The sequence below is a fragment of the Haemophilus parainfluenzae genome, from assembly GCF_003252755.1.
GTDB lineage: Bacteria > Pseudomonadota > Gammaproteobacteria > Enterobacterales > Pasteurellaceae > Haemophilus_D > Haemophilus_D parainfluenzae_N.
The window spans coordinates 390,109-412,275 of sequence record NZ_QEPT01000001.1 but is presented as its reverse complement, the minus strand read 5'-3'; the positions used below and the strand labels follow the sequence as shown (position 1 = coordinate 412,275).

The 22,167-nt window shown below is 38.3% G+C and carries 17 protein-coding genes; 11 read left to right on the top strand and 6 right to left on the bottom strand.

Going from position 1 to position 22,167, the window contains the following annotated elements; translation table 11 throughout:
• Positions 1-97: 97 nt before the first annotated feature.
• From dnaJ to dnaK, 4 genes are all read right to left on the bottom strand, one after another.
• Positions 98-1,234, bottom strand: coding sequence for a molecular chaperone DnaJ (gene dnaJ / locus DPV95_RS01955; RefSeq protein ID WP_049366760.1), 1,137 nt, complete (start codon positions 1,232-1,234; stop codon positions 98-100).
• Positions 1,235-1,485: 251 nt separating this feature from the next.
• A complete protein-coding gene (locus DPV95_RS01950; protein WP_111406576.1) occupies positions 1,486-2,754 on the bottom strand; it encodes an O-acetylhomoserine aminocarboxypropyltransferase/cysteine synthase family protein in 1,269 nt (422 codons plus the stop codon).
• A gap of 155 nt (positions 2,755-2,909) precedes the next feature.
• Positions 2,910-4,427, bottom strand: coding sequence for a hypothetical protein (locus DPV95_RS01945; protein WP_049366758.1), 1,518 nt, complete (start codon positions 4,425-4,427; stop codon positions 2,910-2,912).
• A gap of 75 nt (positions 4,428-4,502) precedes the next feature.
• Complete coding sequence (gene dnaK / locus DPV95_RS01940) at positions 4,503-6,401, bottom strand: molecular chaperone DnaK (protein WP_049366757.1); 1,899 nt, start codon at positions 6,399-6,401, stop codon at positions 4,503-4,505.
• Positions 6,402-6,670: 269 nt separating this feature from the next.
• Here dnaK and DPV95_RS01935 point away from each other — a divergent pair, with 269 nt between their 5' ends.
• The gene (locus DPV95_RS01935; RefSeq protein WP_111406575.1) at positions 6,671-8,173 is read left to right on the top strand and encodes a YdgA family protein; all 1,503 of its coding nucleotides are present in this window, start codon (positions 6,671-6,673) and stop codon (positions 8,171-8,173) included.
• 86 nt (positions 8,174-8,259) lie between these two features.
• Here the strand turns inward: DPV95_RS01935 and mgsA are convergent, their stop codons facing one another.
• Complete coding sequence (gene mgsA / locus DPV95_RS01930; RefSeq protein ID WP_049366755.1) at positions 8,260-8,718, bottom strand: methylglyoxal synthase; 459 nt, start codon at positions 8,716-8,718, stop codon at positions 8,260-8,262.
• A gap of 306 nt (positions 8,719-9,024) precedes the next feature.
• On the opposite strand from mgsA, the gene aceE reads away from it, so the two are divergent.
• The 4 genes from aceE (at position 9,025) to DPV95_RS01910 (ending at position 15,896) form a co-directional block, all read left to right on the top strand.
• Positions 9,025-11,691, top strand: a complete 2,667-nt coding sequence (gene aceE / locus DPV95_RS01925) for a pyruvate dehydrogenase (acetyl-transferring), homodimeric type (RefSeq protein WP_111406574.1) — start codon at positions 9,025-9,027, stop codon at positions 11,689-11,691.
• Positions 11,692-11,777: 86 nt separating this feature from the next.
• Entirely contained in the window at positions 11,778-13,664 is a 1,887-nt protein-coding gene (gene aceF, locus DPV95_RS01920; protein WP_111406573.1) for a pyruvate dehydrogenase complex dihydrolipoyllysine-residue acetyltransferase, read from the top strand.
• A 93-nt stretch (positions 13,665-13,757) separates the two neighbouring features.
• Positions 13,758-15,182 (top strand): dihydrolipoyl dehydrogenase, encoded by a 1,425-nt coding sequence (gene lpdA, locus DPV95_RS01915; RefSeq protein ID WP_005698251.1) that lies wholly within the window; start codon positions 13,758-13,760, stop codon positions 15,180-15,182.
• A 162-nt stretch (positions 15,183-15,344) separates the two neighbouring features.
• Positions 15,345-15,896, top strand: coding sequence for an NlpC/P60 family protein (locus tag DPV95_RS01910; protein WP_005695690.1), 552 nt, complete (start codon positions 15,345-15,347; stop codon positions 15,894-15,896).
• A 78-nt stretch (positions 15,897-15,974) separates the two neighbouring features.
• Here the strand turns inward: DPV95_RS01910 and DPV95_RS01905 are convergent, their stop codons facing one another.
• Positions 15,975-16,424: a LexA family protein gene (locus tag DPV95_RS01905; RefSeq protein WP_111406572.1), complete on the bottom strand. Its 450-nt coding sequence runs from the start codon at positions 16,422-16,424 to the stop codon at positions 15,975-15,977.
• A gap of 273 nt (positions 16,425-16,697) precedes the next feature.
• Here DPV95_RS01905 and sstT point away from each other — a divergent pair, with 273 nt between their 5' ends.
• From sstT to DPV95_RS01875, 6 genes are read left to right on the top strand one after another with little or no spacing between them, the layout of a single operon-like run.
• A complete protein-coding gene (sstT, locus tag DPV95_RS01900) occupies positions 16,698-17,939 on the top strand; it encodes a serine/threonine transporter SstT (RefSeq protein WP_111406571.1) in 1,242 nt (413 codons plus the stop codon).
• Positions 17,940-17,997: 58 nt separating this feature from the next.
• On the top strand, positions 17,998-19,446 hold the full coding sequence (gene modF, locus DPV95_RS01895; RefSeq protein ID WP_111406570.1) for a molybdate ABC transporter ATP-binding protein ModF: 1,449 nt from the start codon (positions 17,998-18,000) through the stop codon (positions 19,444-19,446).
• A 44-nt stretch (positions 19,447-19,490) separates the two neighbouring features.
• Complete coding sequence (locus DPV95_RS01890; RefSeq protein ID WP_049370905.1) at positions 19,491-20,405, top strand: SPFH domain-containing protein; 915 nt, start codon at positions 19,491-19,493, stop codon at positions 20,403-20,405.
• 52 nt (positions 20,406-20,457) lie between these two features.
• Positions 20,458-20,913 (top strand): NfeD family protein, encoded by a 456-nt coding sequence (locus tag DPV95_RS01885; protein WP_111406569.1) that lies wholly within the window; start codon positions 20,458-20,460, stop codon positions 20,911-20,913.
• Positions 20,910-21,515 carry an NAD(P)H-dependent oxidoreductase gene (locus DPV95_RS01880; protein ID WP_111406568.1) on the top strand — a complete coding sequence of 202 codons (606 nt, stop codon included), beginning with the start codon at positions 20,910-20,912 and terminating at the stop codon, positions 21,513-21,515. Before DPV95_RS01885 ends, DPV95_RS01880 begins: the two co-directional genes overlap by 4 nt.
• Before the next feature lie 23 nt (positions 21,516-21,538).
• A complete protein-coding gene (locus DPV95_RS01875; protein WP_111406567.1) occupies positions 21,539-22,096 on the top strand; it encodes a TorD/DmsD family molecular chaperone in 558 nt (185 codons plus the stop codon).
• Positions 22,097-22,167 lie beyond the last annotated feature (71 nt).

The following is a 22,167-nucleotide window of genomic DNA, read 5'->3' as shown; positions in this document are numbered from 1 at the left end:
GAGAAAAAGGGCCTAGTAGATAGGTCCTTTTTTATCAATAAAAAAGTGCGGTCAATTTCAAAATAGTTTTAAAATTGACCGCACTTTCTGTTTAGGATTACTTACCTAAGTTATCAAAGAATTTCTTCACACCGTCTAAAAAGCTTGAAGATTTCGGACTATGCGATTTTTGTCCTTTCAAACTTTCTTCCAGTTTTTCTAATAATTCTTTCTGTTCTTTATTTAAGTTCACCGGTGTTTCAATCACCACGCGACAAATGAGATCGCCTGCGTAGCCGCTACGTGTAGAGTTAACTCCTTTACCACGCATACGGAATAGTTTGCCTGTTTGGGTTTCAGCAGGGATTTTGAGTTTCACTTTACCGTCTAAGGTTGGGACTTCAATTTCACCCCCTAACGCTGCCATTGAGAAACTGATTGGCACTTCGCAGTAGAGGTTATTACCATCACGTTCAAAGATATGATGTTCTTTAACGTGAATCACCACATATAAATCGCCTGCTGGTGCACCATTTTCGCCAGCCGCACCTTCACCGCTTAAACGTAATTGGTTGCCGGTATCCACACCTGCTGGAATTTTAACGGACAGGTTTTTCTTCTTGTGAACACGACCTTCGCCATGGCAGCTTTTACATGGTTTTTCAATTTTCTTACCAGAACCATGACAAGTAGGACAAACCGCTTCAGTTACGAAGAAACCTTGTTGACGACGAACACGACCAGAACCATGACAGCTTGGACATGTTTCAACTTTCGATCCTTTTTCTGCACCAGAGCCATCACAGCTATCACAGTGAGCAAGCGTATTGATTTGGATGTCTTTGGTTGTACCTTTTACGGCTTCTTCTAACGTAATTTGGATGTCATAACGTAAATCTTCACCACGCACTACGCGCTGACGACCGCGTCCGCCACCGCCGAAGATATCGCCGAACATATCACCAAAAATATCACCGAAATCAGCGCCGCTGAATCCACCGCCGAAGCCACCGCCTCCCATGCCACCTTGTTCAAATGCTGCGTGACCGTATTGATCGTAAGCCGCACGTTTTTCTTTATCGCCTAAGATTTCATAGGCTTCTTGGATTTCTTTAAATTTTTCTTCTTTGGCTTTATCACCTTTGGTTCTATCAGGGTGATATTGCATGGCGAGTTTTTTATAAGCACGTTTAATTGCTTTTTCATCTGCGCCACGTTCAACACCAAGAACGTCGTAATAATCTTTCTTTGCCATAATGTTTTCGTTTTCCGTTTAAAAATATAAATTTAAAAAATTTTATTTTGTTATTGTGTGGTACTGCATTAACAACATACCTAACAATAAAAATGATGCCGAAGGCAGAAATATCAAGGGTAAATACGTTAATTTATACTTGTTTTTGTTTGCTTACTATTAAGATAAGTAAACAAATAAAAATAAGCGATAAGCTAAACGCTTTTATCTCTCTATTTAAAGTGGCAGGCAATTTGCCTGCCTTATAATACTTATTTCGCTGCAGCGAATGCTTGCTCTAAGTCAGCTAAAATATCTTGAATATTTTCAATACCGCAAGAAAGACGAATAAGCCCTGCAGAAATATCGGCTTGCTCTAGTTCAGCTTCACTTAATTGACGATGCGTTGAAGTCGCTGGATGTAACGCACAAGTACGAATATCAGCTACGTGTACTTCACGTGAGGTCATTTGTAACGCGTTTAACCATTTTGCCGCGGTTTCTTTGCCACCTTTAATCTCAAAGGAAATGACACCACACAAACCGTTCGGTAAATATTTTTGTTTGAGTGCGTAATCTGGTGAGTTCGATAAGCCAGGGTAATTCACTTTAACGACTTGCGGATGTTTTTCTAAAAACTCGGCTATGGCCTGTGCATTTTCATAATGACGTTGCATACGAAGTGCAAGGGTTTCCATGCCTACATTCAATAAGAAACTATTTTGTGGGGCAGGCGCTGCACCTAAATCACGCATTAATTGAACACGTGCTTTGACAATATAAGCTGCAGGACCAAAGGTTTCTGTATAAACTAAACCGTGATAAGTTTGGTCTGGTGTGCTTAGTTGCGGATATTTACCGTTATTCCAATTAAAGTTACCACCGTCTGTAATTGCACCACCAAGGGCAATAGCATGACCATCTAAATATTTAGATGTGCTGTGAATGACCACGTTTGCACCAAATTCGATTGGACGACAAAAATAGGGGGTAGCAAAGGTATTATCAATTAATAATGGCGCCTCTGCAGCTTTCGCTAAGGCAGCAAATTTTTCAATATCTAACACTCGTAAAGCAGGGTTCGCAATAGTTTCAGCAAAGACCGCTTTTGTGTTTGGACGAATCGCTTTTTTGAGTTCTTCAAGTGGTAAATCTTGATCTACAAAAGTCACTTCGATACCCATTTTTTTGAATGTGTGGGCAAATAAATTATAGGAACCGCCATACACATAAGAAGAGGAAATGAAGTGATCGCCCGCTTCTAAAATATTCAACATCGCATAGAAAACAGCAGATTGGCCTGAGGCAGTACACATTGTTGCGACCCCACCTTCAAGTGCAGTAATTTTTTCTTCCGCAGCATTTGTCGTTGGGTTTGCTAGACGAGTATAGAAATAACCTGCGGCTTGTAAATCAAATAACTTACCAATTTCTTCTGCAGAATCGTAGGTATAAGTCGTGCTTTGCACGATAGGTTGAACACGTGGCTCACCGTTTTTAGGGCTATAGCCAGCATGGAGGCATTTCGTTTCGAATTTCATTGTTTCTCCTACATTTTTGCGTATGTAAACTAAAAATTTCCTGTATAACCATCTAAGGTAAAATATTTTTTTTATCCTACTTTTAAGTGTGATTAATTATATTTTTAATAAGGTTAAATTATGAATTGTATTTGTATTATTTAAGTCAATATTTTCTAAATGTTTATTAAGTTGTGCAGTAATGCTTTTTTTATATGATTAAGCAGGTTTTTAGATGTTTTTTCATCACTTGATGTTTTTGAGAAAACCACAATGAATCGGTCGTCGTTAATGAATTTTAATTTGTTATGTGTTCCATCTTCTATGACTTCTAATTTTAATTTAGATAAGTCACTTTTCATTTTTTTTGTTATAGATGAATAATTTGTGAAAATCCTTTTGCACTCTCTTATTATTTCGTTTGCATATTCAAGTTTTAAGTTTTTATTGATTATATCCTCTAGGATTTTATATTGTCGATCATTTTTGTCTAAATCTGTGTTTTTGTAATAAGATTCAATTATACTTAAAATGAGATCCTTTATTTCATCAGGGTAAAGATCTTCCTCGACTCCATAGTTAAGTAATCCATATTCTTTTTTTATTTCTCTATCTTTTTTAGAATATATTATTCTATTTTCTAAATTATATTTATCTTGTTTTATTCTTTTTATTTCTTCTTCAAGCTCTAAGTTTTTTAAGGATAATTCGTCAATTTCTGCTTTGAAATCATTTTTTTTCTTATTGAATATATCATCTTGTTTTTTTAATTCATCAAATGCTTCGTTTGCTAAACTCTCATAATCTTTACTATCTTTAACTTGAGTTTTAAGGAGTTCAATTCTATCTCTTGACCTTTTTGATCTGACATCTGTTGGACTGAAATGTTTTCTTTTATTAAAACCATTAGTCGTATGAGTGATAAAAGAAAGTAACTCATGATAAATATCATTACCAAGTTCATTTAGCTTTGTTATTTCACAACTTCTAAATAGTTTTGTGTGTTTTACCCTTGGAGGGTAGATAATCCTAATTGCACCATCCCAAACACTATTAGCACCAATGTAATTTTCTAAATCTTTTAAATTAACATCTTTATCAATAGAAATAACTTTAGCTAACCCAACTAGTTGTTCTTGTAATTTATTAGGCTCTAATAAAAATTCATCACTGTGTTTCCTTTTACTCACGAGAACAAGAGAGTATTCTCTGTTTTCTTTATTTATCTCATAATCTAACGCTCTAAATTCATCGTGGTTATTCTTTAATCTACTGACTTTTAGTCCAATAGTATTAGGGGATAAGTATTTATTTTTATTCAATAAAGCAACTAAATAAGGTTTGGTTGTTTTGGGCGGCTCTTTTACACGGGTACTGATATCACTAACTTCTAATGAGATAGATATTTCAGTCTTATTATTTTCTGATTTTATGCTAATTTCAGTAATCCACTGTCTTCCAGATACGTTTTTATCAGGGTGAGAGAATAATATAGAATATAAATAGGGTTCTAATTCATCAGCAACATACGTTCTAATGTGACTAGTTTTTATTGAAAGTTCCTTACCACTTTTTAAAAATTCTTTTGAGATTTTTTTGTTTGCATTTTTAGTCAGCCATTTAGAAATAAGGTAAAAAGCCTCATCACAACTATTTTTGCCTACTAATTCAAATTGGTTAATATAAACGAGCATGGTTATTTAGTGTCTATTTTTATATAAAAAGGATAAAGGGCGTATTTCTACGCCCTGTTATTATTTAACAAAAAACTATTTATTATCTTTCACTTCTTCAAACTCAGCATCAACCACATCATCATTTGGGTTGCTACTTTGAGCTTGTTGTGTATCAGCTTGTGGTTGAGCAGCTTGAACAAGTTTTTGAGCAACTTCTGCAAGCACTTGAAGTTTAGCTTCGATAGCTGCTTTATCTTCCCCTTTCGCCGCTGTTTCTAGATCGCTTAATGCGCTTTCGATTGCTGCACGATCTTCAGCTGGAACTTTATCACCCGATTCTTCTAATTGTTTACGTGTGCTGTGTACAAGATGATCTGCTTGGTTGCGAGCTTGTACTAATTCTTCAAATTTACGGTCTGCTTCAGCGTTTGCTTCTGCATCACGAACCATTTTTTGAATTTCTTCATCACTTAAACCTGAAGAGGCTTTGATGGTGATTTGTTGTTCTTTACCAGTACCTTTGTCTTTTGCAGAAACGTGGATGATACCGTCAGCGTCGATGTCGAAGGTCACTTCAATTTGTGGCATACCGCGTGGAGCTGGGTTGATGCCCTCAAGGTTGAATTGACCTAAAGATTTATTTGCTGATGCTTGTTTACGTTCACCTTGTAATACGTGAATCGTTACTGCACTTTGGTTATCTTCTGCTGTTGAGAAAACTTGTGATTTTTTAGTTGGAATCGTTGTGTTTTTCTCAATTAAGGTAGTCATCACACCACCCATTGTTTCGATACCTAAAGATAATGGTGTTACGTCTAACAACAATACATCCGTTACATCACCTGCTAATACGCCACCTTGAACTGCTGCACCAATAGCAACGGCTTCATCCGGGTTCACATCTTTACGAGGTGCTTTACCGAAGAATTCTTCTACTTTTTGTTGTACTAATGGCATACGGGTTTGACCGCCCACTAGGATAACATCATCAATTTGTGACGCACTTAAGCCAGCATCGTTTAATGCAACTTTTACAGGCTCAAGTGATTTCGCCACTAAATCTTCTACTAAAGATTCTAATTTAGCACGAGTTAATTTAATGTTTAAGTGTTTAGGACCTGTTGCATCTGCAGTGATGTAAGGTAAGTTAACATCTGTTTGTTGTGCAGAAGAAAGTTCAATTTTCGCTTTTTCACCTGCTTCTTTTAAACGTTGCATTGCAAGTGGATCATTACGTAAATCAACGCCTTGTTCTTTTTTGAATTCATCCACTAAGTAGTTGATGACACGGTTATCGAAGTCTTCACCTCCTAAGTGAGTATCACCGTTGGTTGCTAATACTTCAAAGGTTTTTTCGCCACCTACTTCATCAATTTCGATGATAGATAAGTCGAATGTACCACCACCTAAGTCATAAACAGCGATAGTTTTGTTGCCTTGACCTTTATCTAAACCGTAAGCTAATGCTGCTGCTGTTGGTTCGTTGATAATACGTTTGACTTCTAAGCCTGCGATACGACCAGCATCTTTTGTTGCTTGACGTTGAGCATCGTTAAAGTATGCAGGAACAGTGATTACCGCTTTAGTCACTGGCTCACCTAAGAAATCTTCCGCAGTTTTCTTCATTTTTTTCAATACTTCTGCAGAAATTTGTGGCGGTGCAAGTTTGTCACCTTTTACATTTACCCATGCATCACCATTGTCTGCTTTGGTGATTTCAAATGGCATAATATCGATGTCACGTTTTACTTCAGCATCTTCAAAACGACGACCGATTAAACGTTTAATCGCGAACAATGTATTTTTCGGGTTGGTCACCGCTTGGCGTTTTGCCGGTTGACCCACTAAAATTTCGTTATCATTTGTATAAGCGATAATTGACGGGGTAGTACGATCGCCTTCTGCATTTTCAATTACGCGTGGTTTATCACCATCCATTACAGCGACACAAGAGTTTGTTGTACCTAAGTCAATACCAATAATTTTTCCCATGTTGTTACTCCTAATTAAATTTTAAATTCGTTGTAAGTTATTACGATGAATAAGATGTGGATACTTTTTCGCATTTCAAGAGGTAAGATTTAAAATTTTTTCTTCCTTTTAAAGTGCGGTCATTTCCGTTCTTGTTTTACAAAATAAGTCCGCAGGAATAAAGTTCAAGGGGAAAAATAAAATATTTTTGAAAAAATAAGAAAAAAATTTCATTTTATGATAAATTGCTGACAATTTTAGTCATCTATTAATTTAATAAAGGAATCAAAATGAAAAAATCAGTCGTAGCATTAGGCGTAATTGTGGCACTTGGCGTGGTAGGTGTCGGTGGAGCTTGGTTTACTGGGGAAAAAGCACAAACTGAATATTTACGCCAAATTGAATTAGCAAACAAACAAGCTCAGGCTTTAGGCTTATCTGATTCATTTAAGGTTGTTTATCAAAATAAACAGTTTGAGCGCGGTTTCTTTACTTCTCAAGTGGAAGATGAAGTGGTCATATCTTTACCCAAAGAGGGGAAGGTATTTACTATTCCATTTTCAACTAAGCTTTATCATGGTCCATTTCCGCTTAATCAGCTAGAAAAATTCAACTTTGTACCAACAATGTTTTCAGCACAAGGTGTGATTGGTAAAAATGAAACAACCCAACCTTTATTTGATTTGCTTAAATCAGATAAGCCTGTTCAATATCAAGCTTCTACTAGCTATAGCTTAGCAACAAAGGGTAAGATTGATCTAGCGGCAGGGGAAGTGATTGATCCTAACTCACCACAAAATAAATTAGCTTGGTCAAATATCAATATAGGTTTTGATGTTGATAAAGATCGTGCGGGTAAATATGAAATGACTTTAGACGAAGTGACTACTGATTTAGGACCTAATCATGTTGATGGGGAAGATAACCAGGATGTTACTGCTGTTAAATCGGTAAAAATGAAGATGAAGGGCTCGAAATTTGATGGGGCATTTAATCCAACAAAATGGGCCTATATTTATACAGGTAAAGGTTCTTCTTCAACTGAAAGTTTTGAAATGACCAGTACTGATTATGCAGGAAAAACAACGTCTATTATTGAAAAAGGTTTAAAAGCAACATCAGATATTTCACTTAATGGTGATTTTGTGAACTTTAAAAGTGAAAATACATTAGACTCAGTCATTATTGATGGAAAAGATTTGGGAAAATTAACTTACAATGGTGAATTAAACCATATTGAAGCAAACGCAGCAAATGCTTTGATTGAAGCACTTTTCACTGTCTTTAAGTCAGTAAGTGATGATAAAAATGTTAATGAGGAGGTTGTATCTGAAATTTTAAGTTCATGGGTTGAAAATCATGGTATGGCTATTTTTAATAATCAGCCTCAAATTAAATTGAATCCGGTTTCTATTTCAGATAATCAAGGTAAAGTCTCATTAGATTTAAATGTGGCATTAGCGAAAGATCCGAAATTAGATTTAATGGCGGGTAGTTTATATAAACAATTTACGGATTTCGCGGTAAATATTCATGTAGATAAAGCGACTGCAGAAAAAATTATTACACAATTTGCCACAGAAGAAGATAAAGCTTTGGTTAAAGAGAAAATTGAAGAGCAAGCGAAACAAGCGGCAGCACAAAATATTGTGGTGAATAATGATAAAAATGTAACGCTTACCTTAGTGCTTGAAAAGGGAGAACTCAAACTGAATGGTCAAGTAATTCCAGAAGAGCAAGTTCAAGGTGTGTTGTTTATGCTAATGATGGCAGCAGCGGCTCAAGGTCAGTAATTAACAACGAAACAATTAGAAAGGAGATAAAGTCATTTATCTCCTTTTTTATCAGGTTAGTATTGTTTGACTAGCAATATTATCATTTAATCTAAACGAGCCTTTAAATATCCTTCATAATCGGGAATATCAATATTGATTTTCTGATCAAATAAGTTTGATGTTAAAAGAAAATCAGCCGTGCTTTGATTAATTGCTACGGGAATATTCCAAACAGTTGCAATACGCATTAAGGCTTTTACATCGGGATCATGTGGTGCTGCGTTCATCGGATCCCAAAAGAAAATCATCATATCAATTTTTTTCTCAGCAATCAGTCCGCCAAGCTGTTGATCTCCTCCCATCGGACCACTTAATAATGAGGCTATTTCAAGTCCTGTTTCTCTAGACAATAGATGGCCGGTTGTACCTGTTGCATAAAGTTGATGGGGAGCGAGAGCTTCTTTATGTTTCTTTACCCAATTGAGCAGATTTTGTTTGCAACTATCATGTGCAACGAGCGCTATTCGTTTATGAGAAAAGATTGGGCGAGTTGTCGTGTTCATATTTTGTCCTCTAAAAAGCTTAAAAGCATGCGAACACTTTAGATCAAAGCGGGTAGGGAATGCAATATATAAAGTATGCTTTAACTTAACCCAAAAATCCTTTAAAAATGACCGCACTTTTAGTAACGAGTATGGCAATAACTCGAAGAAATGCGTGAGAACAGTGAAAATCTACTATCTTTCTTGCAAAAAATCTTCTAAAATTTGCAAGATTTGTTAAATGTTTGTAACATTGGTTAACAAGCTTGATTTTCGTGTTTGGTTATGACCAAACTTTATTTTCACTCAGTAAAATAAGGAAAGACTATGTCAAATACCTTAGTAAACGATATTGACCCAATTGAAACACAGGATTGGTTGTCAGCTGTTGATTCATTAATTCGTGCTGAAGGCGCAGAGCGTGCGCATTACATCATCAATCAAGTGATTGATCAGGCACGTAATGGTGGTGTGAACATTGCAAAAGGTGGCGTAACAACCCCTTATGTTAATACAATCCCTGTTTCTGAACAGCCAGCATACCCAGGTGATAAAGCTATTGAGCGTCGTATTCGTAGTGCTGTACGTTGGAATGCGATCATGGCGGTATTACGTGGTCAGAAAAAAGATCTTGAATTAGGTGGTCACATTTCAACTTATCAATCGGCTGCAAGTATGTATGAAGTCTGTTTTAACCACTTCTTCAAAGCAGCGACGGATAAAAACGGTGGTGACTTAGTCTTCTTCCAAGGCCATGCGGCACCAGGTATGTATGCGCGTGCATTTGTTGAAGGCCGTATTACTGAAGAACAAATGAATAACTTCCGTCAGGAATGTGAACCAGGTAAAGGTCTTTCTTCTTACCCTCACCCGAAATTAATGCCTGAATTTTGGCAATTCTCTACGGTATCCATGGGGTTAGGCCCAGTAAATGCAATCCGTACTGCTCGTTTCTTAAAATACTTAGACAACCGTGGCTTAAAAGACACCAAAGATCAAAAAGTATATGCTTTCCTTGGTGATGGTGAAATGGACGAAATCGAAGCGAAAGGTGATTTAACCTTCGCAGCACGTGAAGGCTTAGATAACTTAATCTTCGTAGTAAGCTGTAACTTGCAACGTTTAGATGGACCAGTAACAGGTAACGGTAAAATTGTTCAAGAATTAGAAGGTTTATTTGCTGGTGCAGGTTGGGAAGTGATCAAAGTCATGTGGGGTTCCAACTGGGATAAATTATTTGCCAAAGATACCTCAGGTAAGTTAACTCAATTGATGATGGAAGTAGTTGATGGCGACTATTTAACCTTCAAATCTAAAGATGGTGCTTATGTTCGTGAACACTTCTTCGGTCGTTATCCAGAAACCGCTGCATTAGTGGCGGATATGACAGACGATGAAATCTGGGCATTAAGACGTGGTGGTCACGATTCAGAAAAACTTTATGCCGCATTCCATAAAGCGCAAACTGCAGGTAAACCTGTTGTGATCTTAGCGCACATGGTTAAAGGTTATAAAATTCCTGAAGCAGAAAGTAAAAATACTGCGCATCAATCGAAAAAAATGTCTCTCGAAAGCTTAAAATCTTTCCGCGATCATTTCCAATTAGATATTAAAGATGAAGATATTCCTAACTATCCATACATCACCTTCCCAGAAGGTTCGGAAGAGTACAATTATCTTCACGGCAGACGTAAAGCGTTAAATGGTTATTTACCAAAACGTTTACCAAAATTCACCACTGAATTTAAAGTGCCATCATTGGAAGAATTTGCACCATTATTGGAAGAACAAGCTCGTCCAATTTCAACTACAATGGCATTTGTACGTTTCTTAAATACCTTATTGAAAGATAAGAACATTGGTCAACAAATTGTGCCAATTATTGCTGACGAAGCACGTACTTTCGGTATGGAAGGTTTATTCCGTCAAATCGGTATTTACAACCCACATGGTCAAAACTATGTGCCTTCTGACCGCGATTTAGTGGCGTACTACCGTGAAGCGAAAGATGGTCAAGTATTACAAGAAGGTATCAATGAATTAGGTGCAGCATCATCTTGGTTAGCTGCAGCGAACTCATACTCTGTAAATAACCTTCCAATGATTCCATTCTTCATCTACTACTCAATGTTTGGTTTCCAACGTGTGGGTGACTTAATGTGGGCAGCAGGAGACCAGTTAGCACGTGGTTTCATGATCGGTGGTACTTCTGGCCGTACAACATTAAATGGTGAAGGTTTACAACACGAAGATGGTCATAGCCATATTCAATCTCTTGTTATTCCTAACTGTGTATCTTATGACCCAGCTTACGTTTATGAAGTGGCAGTTATCCTACAAGACGGTATCAACCGTATGTATGGTGAAAAACAAGAAGATGTGTTCTACTACATCACCACATTAAACGAAACTTACGAACAACCAGCAATGCCAAAAGGCGCAGAAGAGGGTATTCGTAAAGGTCTTTATAAATTTGAAACCGTTGAAGCGAAAGGCAACAAAGGTCATGTTCAATTATTAGGTTCTGGCGCGATCTTCCGTCACGTTCGTGAAGCAGCACAAATCCTTGCAAATGAATATGGTGTAAGCTCAGATGTATATAGCGTGCCTTCATTCACTGAAGTCGCTCGTGAAGGTGCGGATGCCGTACGTTGGAATATGTTACACCCAACAGAAACGCTACGCGTACCTTATATCGCACAAGTAATGAACGATGCACCAGCGGTTGCAGCAACTGACTACATGAAATTATTCGCAGAACAAGTTCGTGCCTTCATTCCTGCACAAAGCTATCACGTATTAGGTACTGACGGTTTCGGTCGTTCAGACAGCCGTGAAAACTTACGTGAACACTTCGAAGTGGATGCGCGTTATGTTGTGATTGCAGCATTACATGAGCTTGCAAAACAAGGCAAATTTGATGCGAAAGTGGTGGCTGATGCAATCGCGAAATTTGGTTTAAAAACTGAAATTTTAAATCCGCTTTACGCTTAATAAAAACATCCTGTGTGTGAGCACACAGGATCATCTACAAATAAAGTGCGGTTGCTTTTAACTGCGTTTTTTAAAGGTAAGATAACATGTCAAAACAAATTCAAATTCCTGATATCGGTAGTGATGAAGTTACCGTAACAGAAGTGATGGTGAAAGTAGGTGATACCATTACCGCTGATCAAAGTATTATTAATGTTGAAGGTGATAAAGCTTCAATGGAAGTCCCTGCACCAGAAGCCGGTGTGGTAAAAGAAGTATTAGTAAAAGTGGGTGATAAAGTCACAACTGGCACACCAATGCTTGTTTTAGAGTCAGCGGATGCGGTAGCGCCTGCTCCAGCTGCAGCAGCACCTGCGCCAGCAGCCGCACCAGCCGCTGCAAGTGTCGTTGAAGTCAATGTACCAGATATCGGTTCAGACGAAGTAAACGTGACTGATATTATGGTGAAAGTAGGCGATACCGTTGAAGTAGACCAATCAATCATCAATGTTGAAGGTGATAAGGCGTCAATGGAAGTGCCTGCTCCTGTTGCTGGCGTAGTAAAAGAAATTTTAATCAATGTGGGCGATAAAGTTGTTACTGGCAAATTAATCATGAAATTTGAAGTGGCAGGTGCAGCACCAGCCGCAGCGCCTGCTCAACAAGCTTCGGCACCTGCAGCAGCACCGACAGCTTCAGCGATTAAAGAAGTGAATGTGCCTGATATCGGTGGCGATGAAGTTAACGTAACTGAAATCATGGTTGCCGTTGGTGACAGCGTTTCTGAAGAGCAATCTTTAATCACCGTTGAAGGCGATAAGGCCTCAATGGAAGTGCCAGCTCCGTTTGCGGGTGTGGTAAAAGAAATTTTAGTGAAATCAGGTGATAAAGTTTCAACTGGTTCATTAATTATGAAATTTGAAGTGGCAGGTGCCGCACCAGCGCCTGCAGCGGCAGCTCCAGCGACTCAAGCAGCACCTGCAGCAGCGCCGGCAGCACAATCAGGTAATGTATCTGGTTTAAGCCAAGAACAAGTTGTAGCAAGCGCAGGCTATGCACACGCAACACCGGTGATTCGTCGCTTAGCGCGTGAATACGGTATTAACCTTGATCGCGTAAAAGGTACGGGTCGTAAAGGTCGCGTAGTAAAAGAAGATATCCAAGCTTACGTGAAAACCGCGGTTAAAGCATTTGAAACAGGTGCTGTATCTTCTGCAGCGGCTGGTAATGGTGTGGCAAACGGCGCAGGCTTAGGTTTATTACCATGGCCGAAAGTTGACTTCAGCAAATTTGGTGAAGTAGAAGAAGTTGAATTAAGCCGTATCAACAAAATCTCTGGTGCGAACTTACATCGTAACTGGGTAATGATTCCACATGTTACTCACTTCGATCGCACAGATATCACCGATTTAGAAGCATTCCGTAAAGAACAGAATAAGATTGTTGAAAAGCAAAAATTGGATGTGAAAATTACACCAGTTGTGTTCATTATGAAAGCGGTAGCGAAAGCATTAGAAGCGTTCCCACGTTTCAATAGCTCTATCTCTGAAGACGGACAAAAATTAACACTTAAAAAATACATCAACATTGGCGTAGCGGTAGATACACCAAACGGTCTCGTTGTACCTGTATTTAAAAACGTGAACAAAAAAGGTATTATCGAACTCTCTCGTGAATTAATGGAAATCTCCAAAAAAGCACGTGACGGTAAACTTTCAGGTTCTGATATGCAAGGTGGTTGTTTCACTATTTCAAGCTTAGGTGGTATTGGTACAACTCACTTTACACCAATTGTAAATGCACCTGAAGTGGCAATTTTAGGTGTGTCTAAATCAGAAATGCAACCGGTTTGGAATGGCAAAGAATTTGAGCCACGCTTAATGCTTCCATTATCATTATCTTTCGACCACCGTGTGATCGATGGTGCTGATGGTGCTCGTTTCTTAAGCTATATCAATGGCGTATTAGCTGACTTGCGTCGCTTAGTGATGTAATTAACGCGGTAAGATGTGAGTGATTAGGCTCACATCTTACAGAAAGGATCGCAAAGTGCGGTTCAAAAATTTGAACGTTTTTACGAGGTAAAAATGAGTAAAGAAATTAAAACCCAAGTTGTGGTACTTGGTGCTGGTCCTGCAGGTTATTCAGCGGCATTCCGTTGTGCGGACTTAGGTTTAGAAACAGTACTTGTTGAACGTTATTCAACATTAGGTGGGGTATGTTTAAACGTAGGTTGTATCCCTTCTAAAGCATTACTTCACGTTGCTAAAGTAATTGAAGAAGCAAAACACGCAAGCAAAAATGGTGTGTATTTCGCAGAGCCTCGCATTGATTTAGATGAAGTGCGTGCCGGTAAAGAAGCGGTTGTGGCAAAATTAACCGGCGGTCTGGCAGGCATGGCTAAACAACGTAAAGTGACCGTTGTTGAAGGTTTAGCGGCGTTTACCGATCCACACACATTAGTGGCACGTGATCGTGATGGTAAACCAACCACAATTAAATTTGATAATGCGATTATTGCAGCGGGTTCTCGCCCTATTCAATTACCATTCATTCCACATGAAGACCCACGCGTGTGGGATTCAACGGATGCACTTAAATTAAAAGAAGTGCCGAAAAAACTTTTAATCATGGGCGGTGGTATCATCGGTTTAGAGATGGGTACCGTATATGATGCATTAGGTTCTGAAGTTGAAGTGGTTGAAATGTTTGACCAAGTAATTCCTGCGGCAGATAAAGATGTGGTAGGTATTTATACCAAACAAGTTGAGAAAAAATTCAAGTTAATGCTTGAAACTAAAGTGACTGCAGTTGAAGCAAAAGATGATGGTATCTATGTTTCAATGGAAGGTAAGGCATGCAACGATACTAAACGTTATGATGCAGTATTAGTGGCAATCGGTCGTACACCAAACGGTAAATTGATTGATGCAGGTAAAGCGGGCGTTGAAGTGGATGAGCGTGGTTTCATTCATGTTGATAAACAAATGCGTACCAATGTACCTCATATCTTCGCAATCGGTGATATCGTTGGTCAACCAATGTTAGCTCACAAAGGTGTCCACGAAGGTCACGTAGCGGCAGAAGTGATTGCAGGACAAAAACATTACTTCGATCCAAAAGTCATTCCCTCTATTGCTTATACTGAACCAGAAGTAGCTTGGGTAGGTAAAACTGAGAAAGAATGTAAACAAGAAGGTTTAAACTACGAAGTCGCTAAATTCCCTTGGGCAGCTTCTGGCCGTGCGATTGCATCTGAATGTGCAGAAGGTATGACCAAATTAATCTTTGATAAAGATACTCATCGTATACTTGGTGGGGCTATCGTGGGGGCTAACGGTGGTGAATTATTAGGTGAAATCGGTCTAGCGATCGAAATGGGTTGTGATGCGGAAGATATCGCATTAACAATTCATGCTCACCCAACACTTCATGAATCTGTAGGTCTTGCGGCTGAAGTATTTGAAGGTTCAATTACCGATCTTCCAAATGCAAAAGCGAAGAAAAAATAATCAATTCTAATCCTTTTAAGGGCTGCTCATTGAGCAGTCCTTATTTTTTTGAGATCTCACTCACAAAATTGCATAAAAATTCAATAAAAACTGGCGGGCATAATGACTTTTTGATAAAATCCGACCAGTTTTGTTTTTATATTTTTTTATTATTTAAAAGCTATGTTAAAGAAGATTTTGATTATTGTAGGTTTAGCTGTTTTGACAACAGCCTGCTCTAACAATTCGGGGCAGGCTCAAAATGGCATGATTAGTGAAAGTGATGATGCTGAGTTAACGGGATTGATTGCCGGTTTAGATGGGAAAAAAGGGGGCGTTTACCCTAAATTAAGAACTAACCGTCCTAAATCAGGTTTAATTGGTGACAAAGCACTTGCTCAAGTTTATAACGAATGGGTGGGAACTCGTTATAGAATGGGTGGCACTTCAAAACATGGTATTGATTGTTCTGCATTTATGCAAACTGCTTTTCTCGATGCTTACGGCATGGAGCTTCCACGTTCAACTTCAGAACAACGCTATTTAGGTCGCCAAATCCAAAAACATGAATTACGTAAAGGTGATTTAGTGTTCTTCCGTCGCAACAATCATGTTGGCGTTTATATTGGTAATAACCAATTTATGCATGCAAGTACAAGTCAAGGTGTAACAATTAGTTCATTGGATGAAGATTATTGGTCAAGAACTTATACACAATCTCGTCGAGTGATGTAATGACAATTTTATTTCAATAAAAAAGTGCGGTTAATTTTAACCGCACTTTTTCTTTATTTAGATTATTTGATTATTGGCTTAAGCAGCAAATTTCATTAAGTCTCTTCTTGGTTTCATTTGATGGATAGTATTCGTCACCGTGCCAACTAACGGAAGGTTTGTCCATTGTGTTGTTTTAATATTTTCCACTTTAGAATCTAATGCCATGAATACAAATTCATTACCGCTTACGCCGGCAAATTCATAAATATGGAATTCGTCTTGTTTTTCTAATACGACAAGATCACCAATGAAAAGGCTGTCATTTTTTTCAACCACTAACATATCGCCCATTTCAATCCCCCAAGCAAGCATATTCGGATTGGTAACACGAATAAAACAAGTTTGTTGTGGACGTTTGATACAATAAAGGTTGAGGTCTAATTTTTTATTAAATGTCGATTTGCTTTCAACATCATTGAAAAATGGTATAGGATGATAAGAAAACGTCATATCATTTTGTGCAACTGTATTTGCGTAGTTCATCATCTTGTGTTCCTTTTAGTTTGTGTGTTTTTAATCAGTGGTTGTTTATACAGTTGTAATATACTGGTATTAGATACAGTATGTCAATAGGGCATAGAAAAAATTTTTTTATAGGCGAAAATTTTAGAAAAAATTCATTCTTAGCTTAAAAAGTTCAATTTTTTAGCAAAATAATAAAGAAAAAATTTTCTTTTAAATAAAATTTGAGCTATCTTTATCGTGTTTCGGTGGATCGTAACGATCTGAAGTTCAACTTAATCTTTATTTAAAATTATTATGAATACATCACGTTTATTTCATTTTCTTTTCCAAGGTAATTTAGTAAAACGAATTGCCGTTGGTTTGGTACTCGGGATCCTTGTTGCATTGGTGAATGAGAGTGTTAAAAATTCATCAGGCATTGATCTTGCATCTAGCTTTGGTGTGCTGGGTCAAATTTTTGTTAAAGCATTGCGTGCAGTTGCACCAATTTTGATTTTCTTCCTTGTTATGGCAGCACTGGCTAATAAGAAAGTGGGCTCTAAAAGCAATATGAAAGAAATCGTAGTGCTTTATCTTGTGGGAACCTTCTTAGCCGCTGTTGCTGCGGTAATTGCAAGTATGGTATTCCCGTCAGAGGTGGCGCTTGCGGTAAAAGAAGATGCGAGCTCAGCACCTCAATCTGTTGGTCAAGTAATGCTTACTTTAGTATTGAATGTGGTAGATAACCCATTAAATGCAATTTTCAAAGCTAACTTTATCGGTGTCTTAGCGTGGTCTATCGGTTTAGGTTTAGCCCTTCGTCATGCATCAGATGCAACGAAACAAGTTGTGGCTGATTTTGCAGAAGGTATTTCTAAAATTGTTCACGTCATTATTTCATTTGCGCCTTTCGGTGTATTCGGTTTAGTAGCTGAAACATTATCTGACAAAGGCTTATCTGCGTTAGGTGGATATGTTCATTTATTATTCGTGTTAATTGGTACAATGTTGTTTACAGCCTTTGTACTTAACCCAATTCTTGTTTATTGGAAAATTCGTCGTAACCCATATCCATTAGTGTGGACTTGTGTACGCGAAAGTGGTGTAACTGCATTCTTTACGCGTAGTTCTGCAGCAAACATCCCGGTAAACATTGAATTAGCAAAACGCTTAAATCTTGATGAAGAAACCTATTCTGTGGCGATTCCATTGGGTGCAAATATCAATATGGCGGGGGCGGCAATTACCATTACTGTATTAACGCTAGCAGCTGTTCATACATTAGGTATCGAAGTGTCTTTTGTAAGTGCTGTATTATTAAGTATTGTTGCGGCGCTTTGTGCATGTGGCGCTTCTGGTGTGGCAGGTGGTTCATTATTATTAATCCCATTAGCTTGTAGCTTATTCGGTATCAATGATGACATTGCGGCACAAATGATCGGTGTAGGTTTTGTGATTGGTATCTTACAAGACTCAACAGAAACTGCACTAAACTCTTCAACTGACGTATTATTTACTGCGGCAGTATGTATGGAAGAAGAGCGTAAAAACGGTTAATTAAATTAATCTGACAAGGCGGGCAAATTGCTCGCCTTTTGTTTTTAAGGGAAAGAGAATGACACTTTTAATTCAGCAAGCAAAATTTGAACTTCATCAAAAACAGGCCTTAAACTTACCGCACTTTGCGATTGAGCCACAGCAATATTGGGTTGTGGTAGGCAGTAATGGGAGTGGAAAATCAGCGTTTGCCTTAGCCTTGCAAAATGAGTTGCCTTTACAGGAAGGGGAGTATCTTAATACTTTCAAATGTGTTCAATCTTTCTCTTTTGAAAAACAGCGAGAAATTCTTGAAGCGACATTAAAGAACTTAAATAACGATGATACCGATCCTGATTTTTTTGGTAAAACCGCAAGGGAAATGATCTTAAATGGCAGTTCATCGCTAGATTTTTGTGAAGAGATTGCAGAAAAATTAGGAATTACTTATCTCTTAGACCGTTTCTTTATCAAACTTTCTACTGGGGAAACTCGAAAAGTCTTATTGGCACAAGCATTATTACAAAAGCCCGATCTATTAATTTTAGATGAACCTTTTGAAGGGCTAGATCAGCAATCAGTACAAGATTGGATGGCGATGCTGAACGAACTGAAAAAAGAATGTGCTATCGTTCTGATCGTTAATCGTCTCGCAGATATTCCAGAACAGTCCACTCATTTAGCCATGTTGGAAAATTTAGAGTTAGTATTAGAAGGTGTACGCCAATCCATTGAGCAACAAAGTATTTATCAACAATTAGTGTATGTGGAACAGTCTGTTGATGTTGCGTTGCCTGAGCCGGCCTCACCATTACTAAAACTATCTGAAAACCAACCGCACTTTGAACTTAAAAATGTTACAGTTCAGTATGGCGATAAAGTGATTTTGGATCATTTAAATTGGGTTGTTCAGCCAAATCAAAATTGGTGGATTAAAGGACCAAATGGAGCAGGGAAGTCAACCTTACTTTCGTTAATTACAGGTGATCATCCTCAAGCCTTTGCGAATCATGTGGTGATTTTTGGTAAACAACGTGGTTCAGGCGAAACCATTTGGGATATCAAACAAAAAATTGGTTACGTAAGCAGCCAACTGCATTTAGATTATCGTGTGAATTGTTCCGTGCTAGATGTGATCATTTCAGGTTTTTTTGACAGTATTGGGATTTATCAACAAGTGCCAGAGGCAATTCGTTTGAAAGCCATGCAATGGTTAGCTCGTTTAAATCTGACTCATTTAGCAAAAAAGCCATTTCGTTCACTTTCTTGGGGACAGCAACGTTTGCTTTTAATTACACGAGCGATGGTGAAGCATCCACCTGTTTTAATTTTAGATGAGCCTTTTCAAGGGCTTGATGGGTTAAATCGCAAGTTAGTAAAACATTTTATTGAGCAACTCGTTAATAATAGTGAAACACAGCTTTTATTTGTTTCTCATCAAGATTTAGATGCCCCGAATTGCATTACACATCTTTTTGAATTTATAAGAGAAAACGATAAATATATTTATATACAAAGTGCGGTCTAATTTGTTAGACTTTTCTTATATTTCCTCACATTAAGGAGTAATCTATGGAAGGCTTATCCGTTGCCGCAATCGTCTTTATTGTATTAGTTGTAGTCGTACTTTTTTCAGCACTAAAAACTGTACCGCAAGGTTATAACTGGACGATTGAGCGTTTTGGGCGTTATACCCACACTTTAATGCCTGGCTTAAACTTTGTCGTACCATTTGTGGATCGTGTTGGTCGTAAGATCAATATGATGGAACAGGTATTAGATATTCCATCACAAGAAGTCATTTCTAAGGATAACGCCAACGTATCTATTGATGCGGTCTGTTTTGTTCAGGTGATTGATGCCCGTAGCGCGGCTTATGAGGTGAATCATTTAGAACAGGCGATTATCAATTTAACCATGACTAACATTCGTACCGTATTAGGTTCGATGGAGTTGGATGAAATGCTTTCTCAACGTGACTCCATTAACGGTCGCTTGCTGGCAATTGTGGATGAAGCGACCAATCCTTGGGGAATTAAAGTCACCCGTATTGAAATTCGCGATGTGCGTCCACCACGTGAGTTGATTGATTCAATGAACGCACAAATGAAAGCAGAACGTAATAAACGTGCGGAAGTGTTGGAGGCAGAAGGTATTCGTCAGGCGGAAATTTTACGTGCTGAAGGGGAAAAACAAGCCCGCATTCTGAAAGCTGAAGGGGAGCGTCAAGAAGCCTTCTTACAAGCAGAGGCGCGTGAACGTGCCGCGGAAGCAGAAGCTAAAGCAACCCAAATGGTGTCAGAAGCGATTGCTAGCGGTGATACCAAAGCGATCAATTACTTTATCGCACAAAAATACACGGAAGCTTTAAAACAAATCGGTGGCTCACCGAATAGTAAAGTGGTCATGATGCCGCTTGAAGCAGGCAATTTAATTGGCTCGGTAGCGGGTATTGCCGAACTGTTAAAAGGCGATAAAAAAGCGTAATTTCTTAAAGTGCGGTTAAAAATGACCGCACTTTTTCTCTCAAGGAGTTGATATGGCAGATTGGTTAACAACTTGGTCGGTGTGGCATTGGTTGGTATTAGGTTTTGTATTATTAATCGCTGAAACTCTCGTACCTGGCGTGTTTTTATTATGGTGGGGCTTGGCCGCGATTGTGGCAGCAGGTGTAATGGCGTTGGTGCCAAGTTTATCCTTAACCGCATTAGCCATTTTTTATGCGATTTTAGCGATTATTCTCTCGTTGCTTTGGTGGAAATACCAACATAGCAAAGATAATCAGGATCAATCACGTACAACCTTAAATCAACGGGATCATACTCTGTTAGGTAAAAAAGGCACGGTGTTAGAAATTGGTTCTAACGGGATTGGTCGAGGTGCTTTTGGCGATACCACATGGCGTATCCAAGGCGAGCATTTAAATGTGAACGATCTTGTGGTGGTAGAACGCGTTGATGGCATTACATTGTTAGTTAAAAAGGTAACAGAATGAATCATTTGATTATTTTTGCGCATCCCAATAGCCAAAAAAGTTTTGGTCGTGCCATCGTGGATCGCATTGTAAAAGCAAGCCAACAGCTTGGTGTTGAAACCCATTTGCGCGATCTTTATACCATGGAATTTAACCCGATTATCTCCTTTGAAGAATTGCAATCGGCTAACAAGGGTATTATTCCGGCGGAAATTCAGCAGGAACATGATTTTATTCGCCAAGCAGATTTGATTACGATGGTTTATCCTTTATGGTGGATGGGTTTCCCCGCCATGTTGAAAGGCTATTTGGATCGTGTATTAAGCCATGGTTTCGCTTATAAAACAGAAAATGGTGAATCCAAAGGTCTGCTTCAAGGTAAAGCGATGCAACAATTTATCACCATAGGGAGTAGCGTAGCAAAATATCAAGAATACGGTGTGGATAAATCCCTCAATCATTGTTTGATCAATGGTTTATTTAATTATTGCGGTATCGAGAATGTGGATTACTCTTTATTTGGTGATATTCATATTATTGATAATGCTGCTCGCCAAGCGATGCTTGATGAAGCTGCTGAAAAAACAACAGCACAATTGACCGCACTTTTAGCTCAATCTTGAGCACAATTATAGGAAAGCAACAGATGTCAGAAACTCAAATGAATAATTTCTCTTTAATTAGTCGCTTATTCGGCAATTTATTTTATCGCAGCCCTACGGATCCAATTTTGAGTGGGGTATTTGATTGGCTGCAACAACAAGGTTTAAGTCAAGTGTGGGCGCTTTCTACGGATAAAGAAAGTGAAGCGGCCATTGATAATTTACAGATGAAAATTGATTTAACGTTGCTTGATCAAGAATACCAAAAATTGTTTGGTCCAAACGGAAACGTGCCGACAGCTATTTCAAGTTATGATATGGATGTGCAACGTTTTGTGGATTTCCGCAATGCTCGTAATGTACCAGAAGCAGAGAATGTGGATCATTTCGCCTTGTTATTACTTACGGCTTCTTGGTTAGAAGACAACACGGAATCGCTATCTGCTCAACAAGATTTATTCGGTGATTTCTTATTACCTTGTGCTGCGAAATTCTTAACCCAAGTGGAAACTTATGCAACGCTTCCTTTTTATCGTTCATTGGCGTATTTAACCCGTGAAATCTTGGCTGCAATGGCTGATGAATTAGAAGAAGGCGAGTAGTTTTCCTCAATAGAATAGATCTCTAAAAGAGATTTTTAGATGCCAATAAAAAAGCCCCACGAATCAAAACG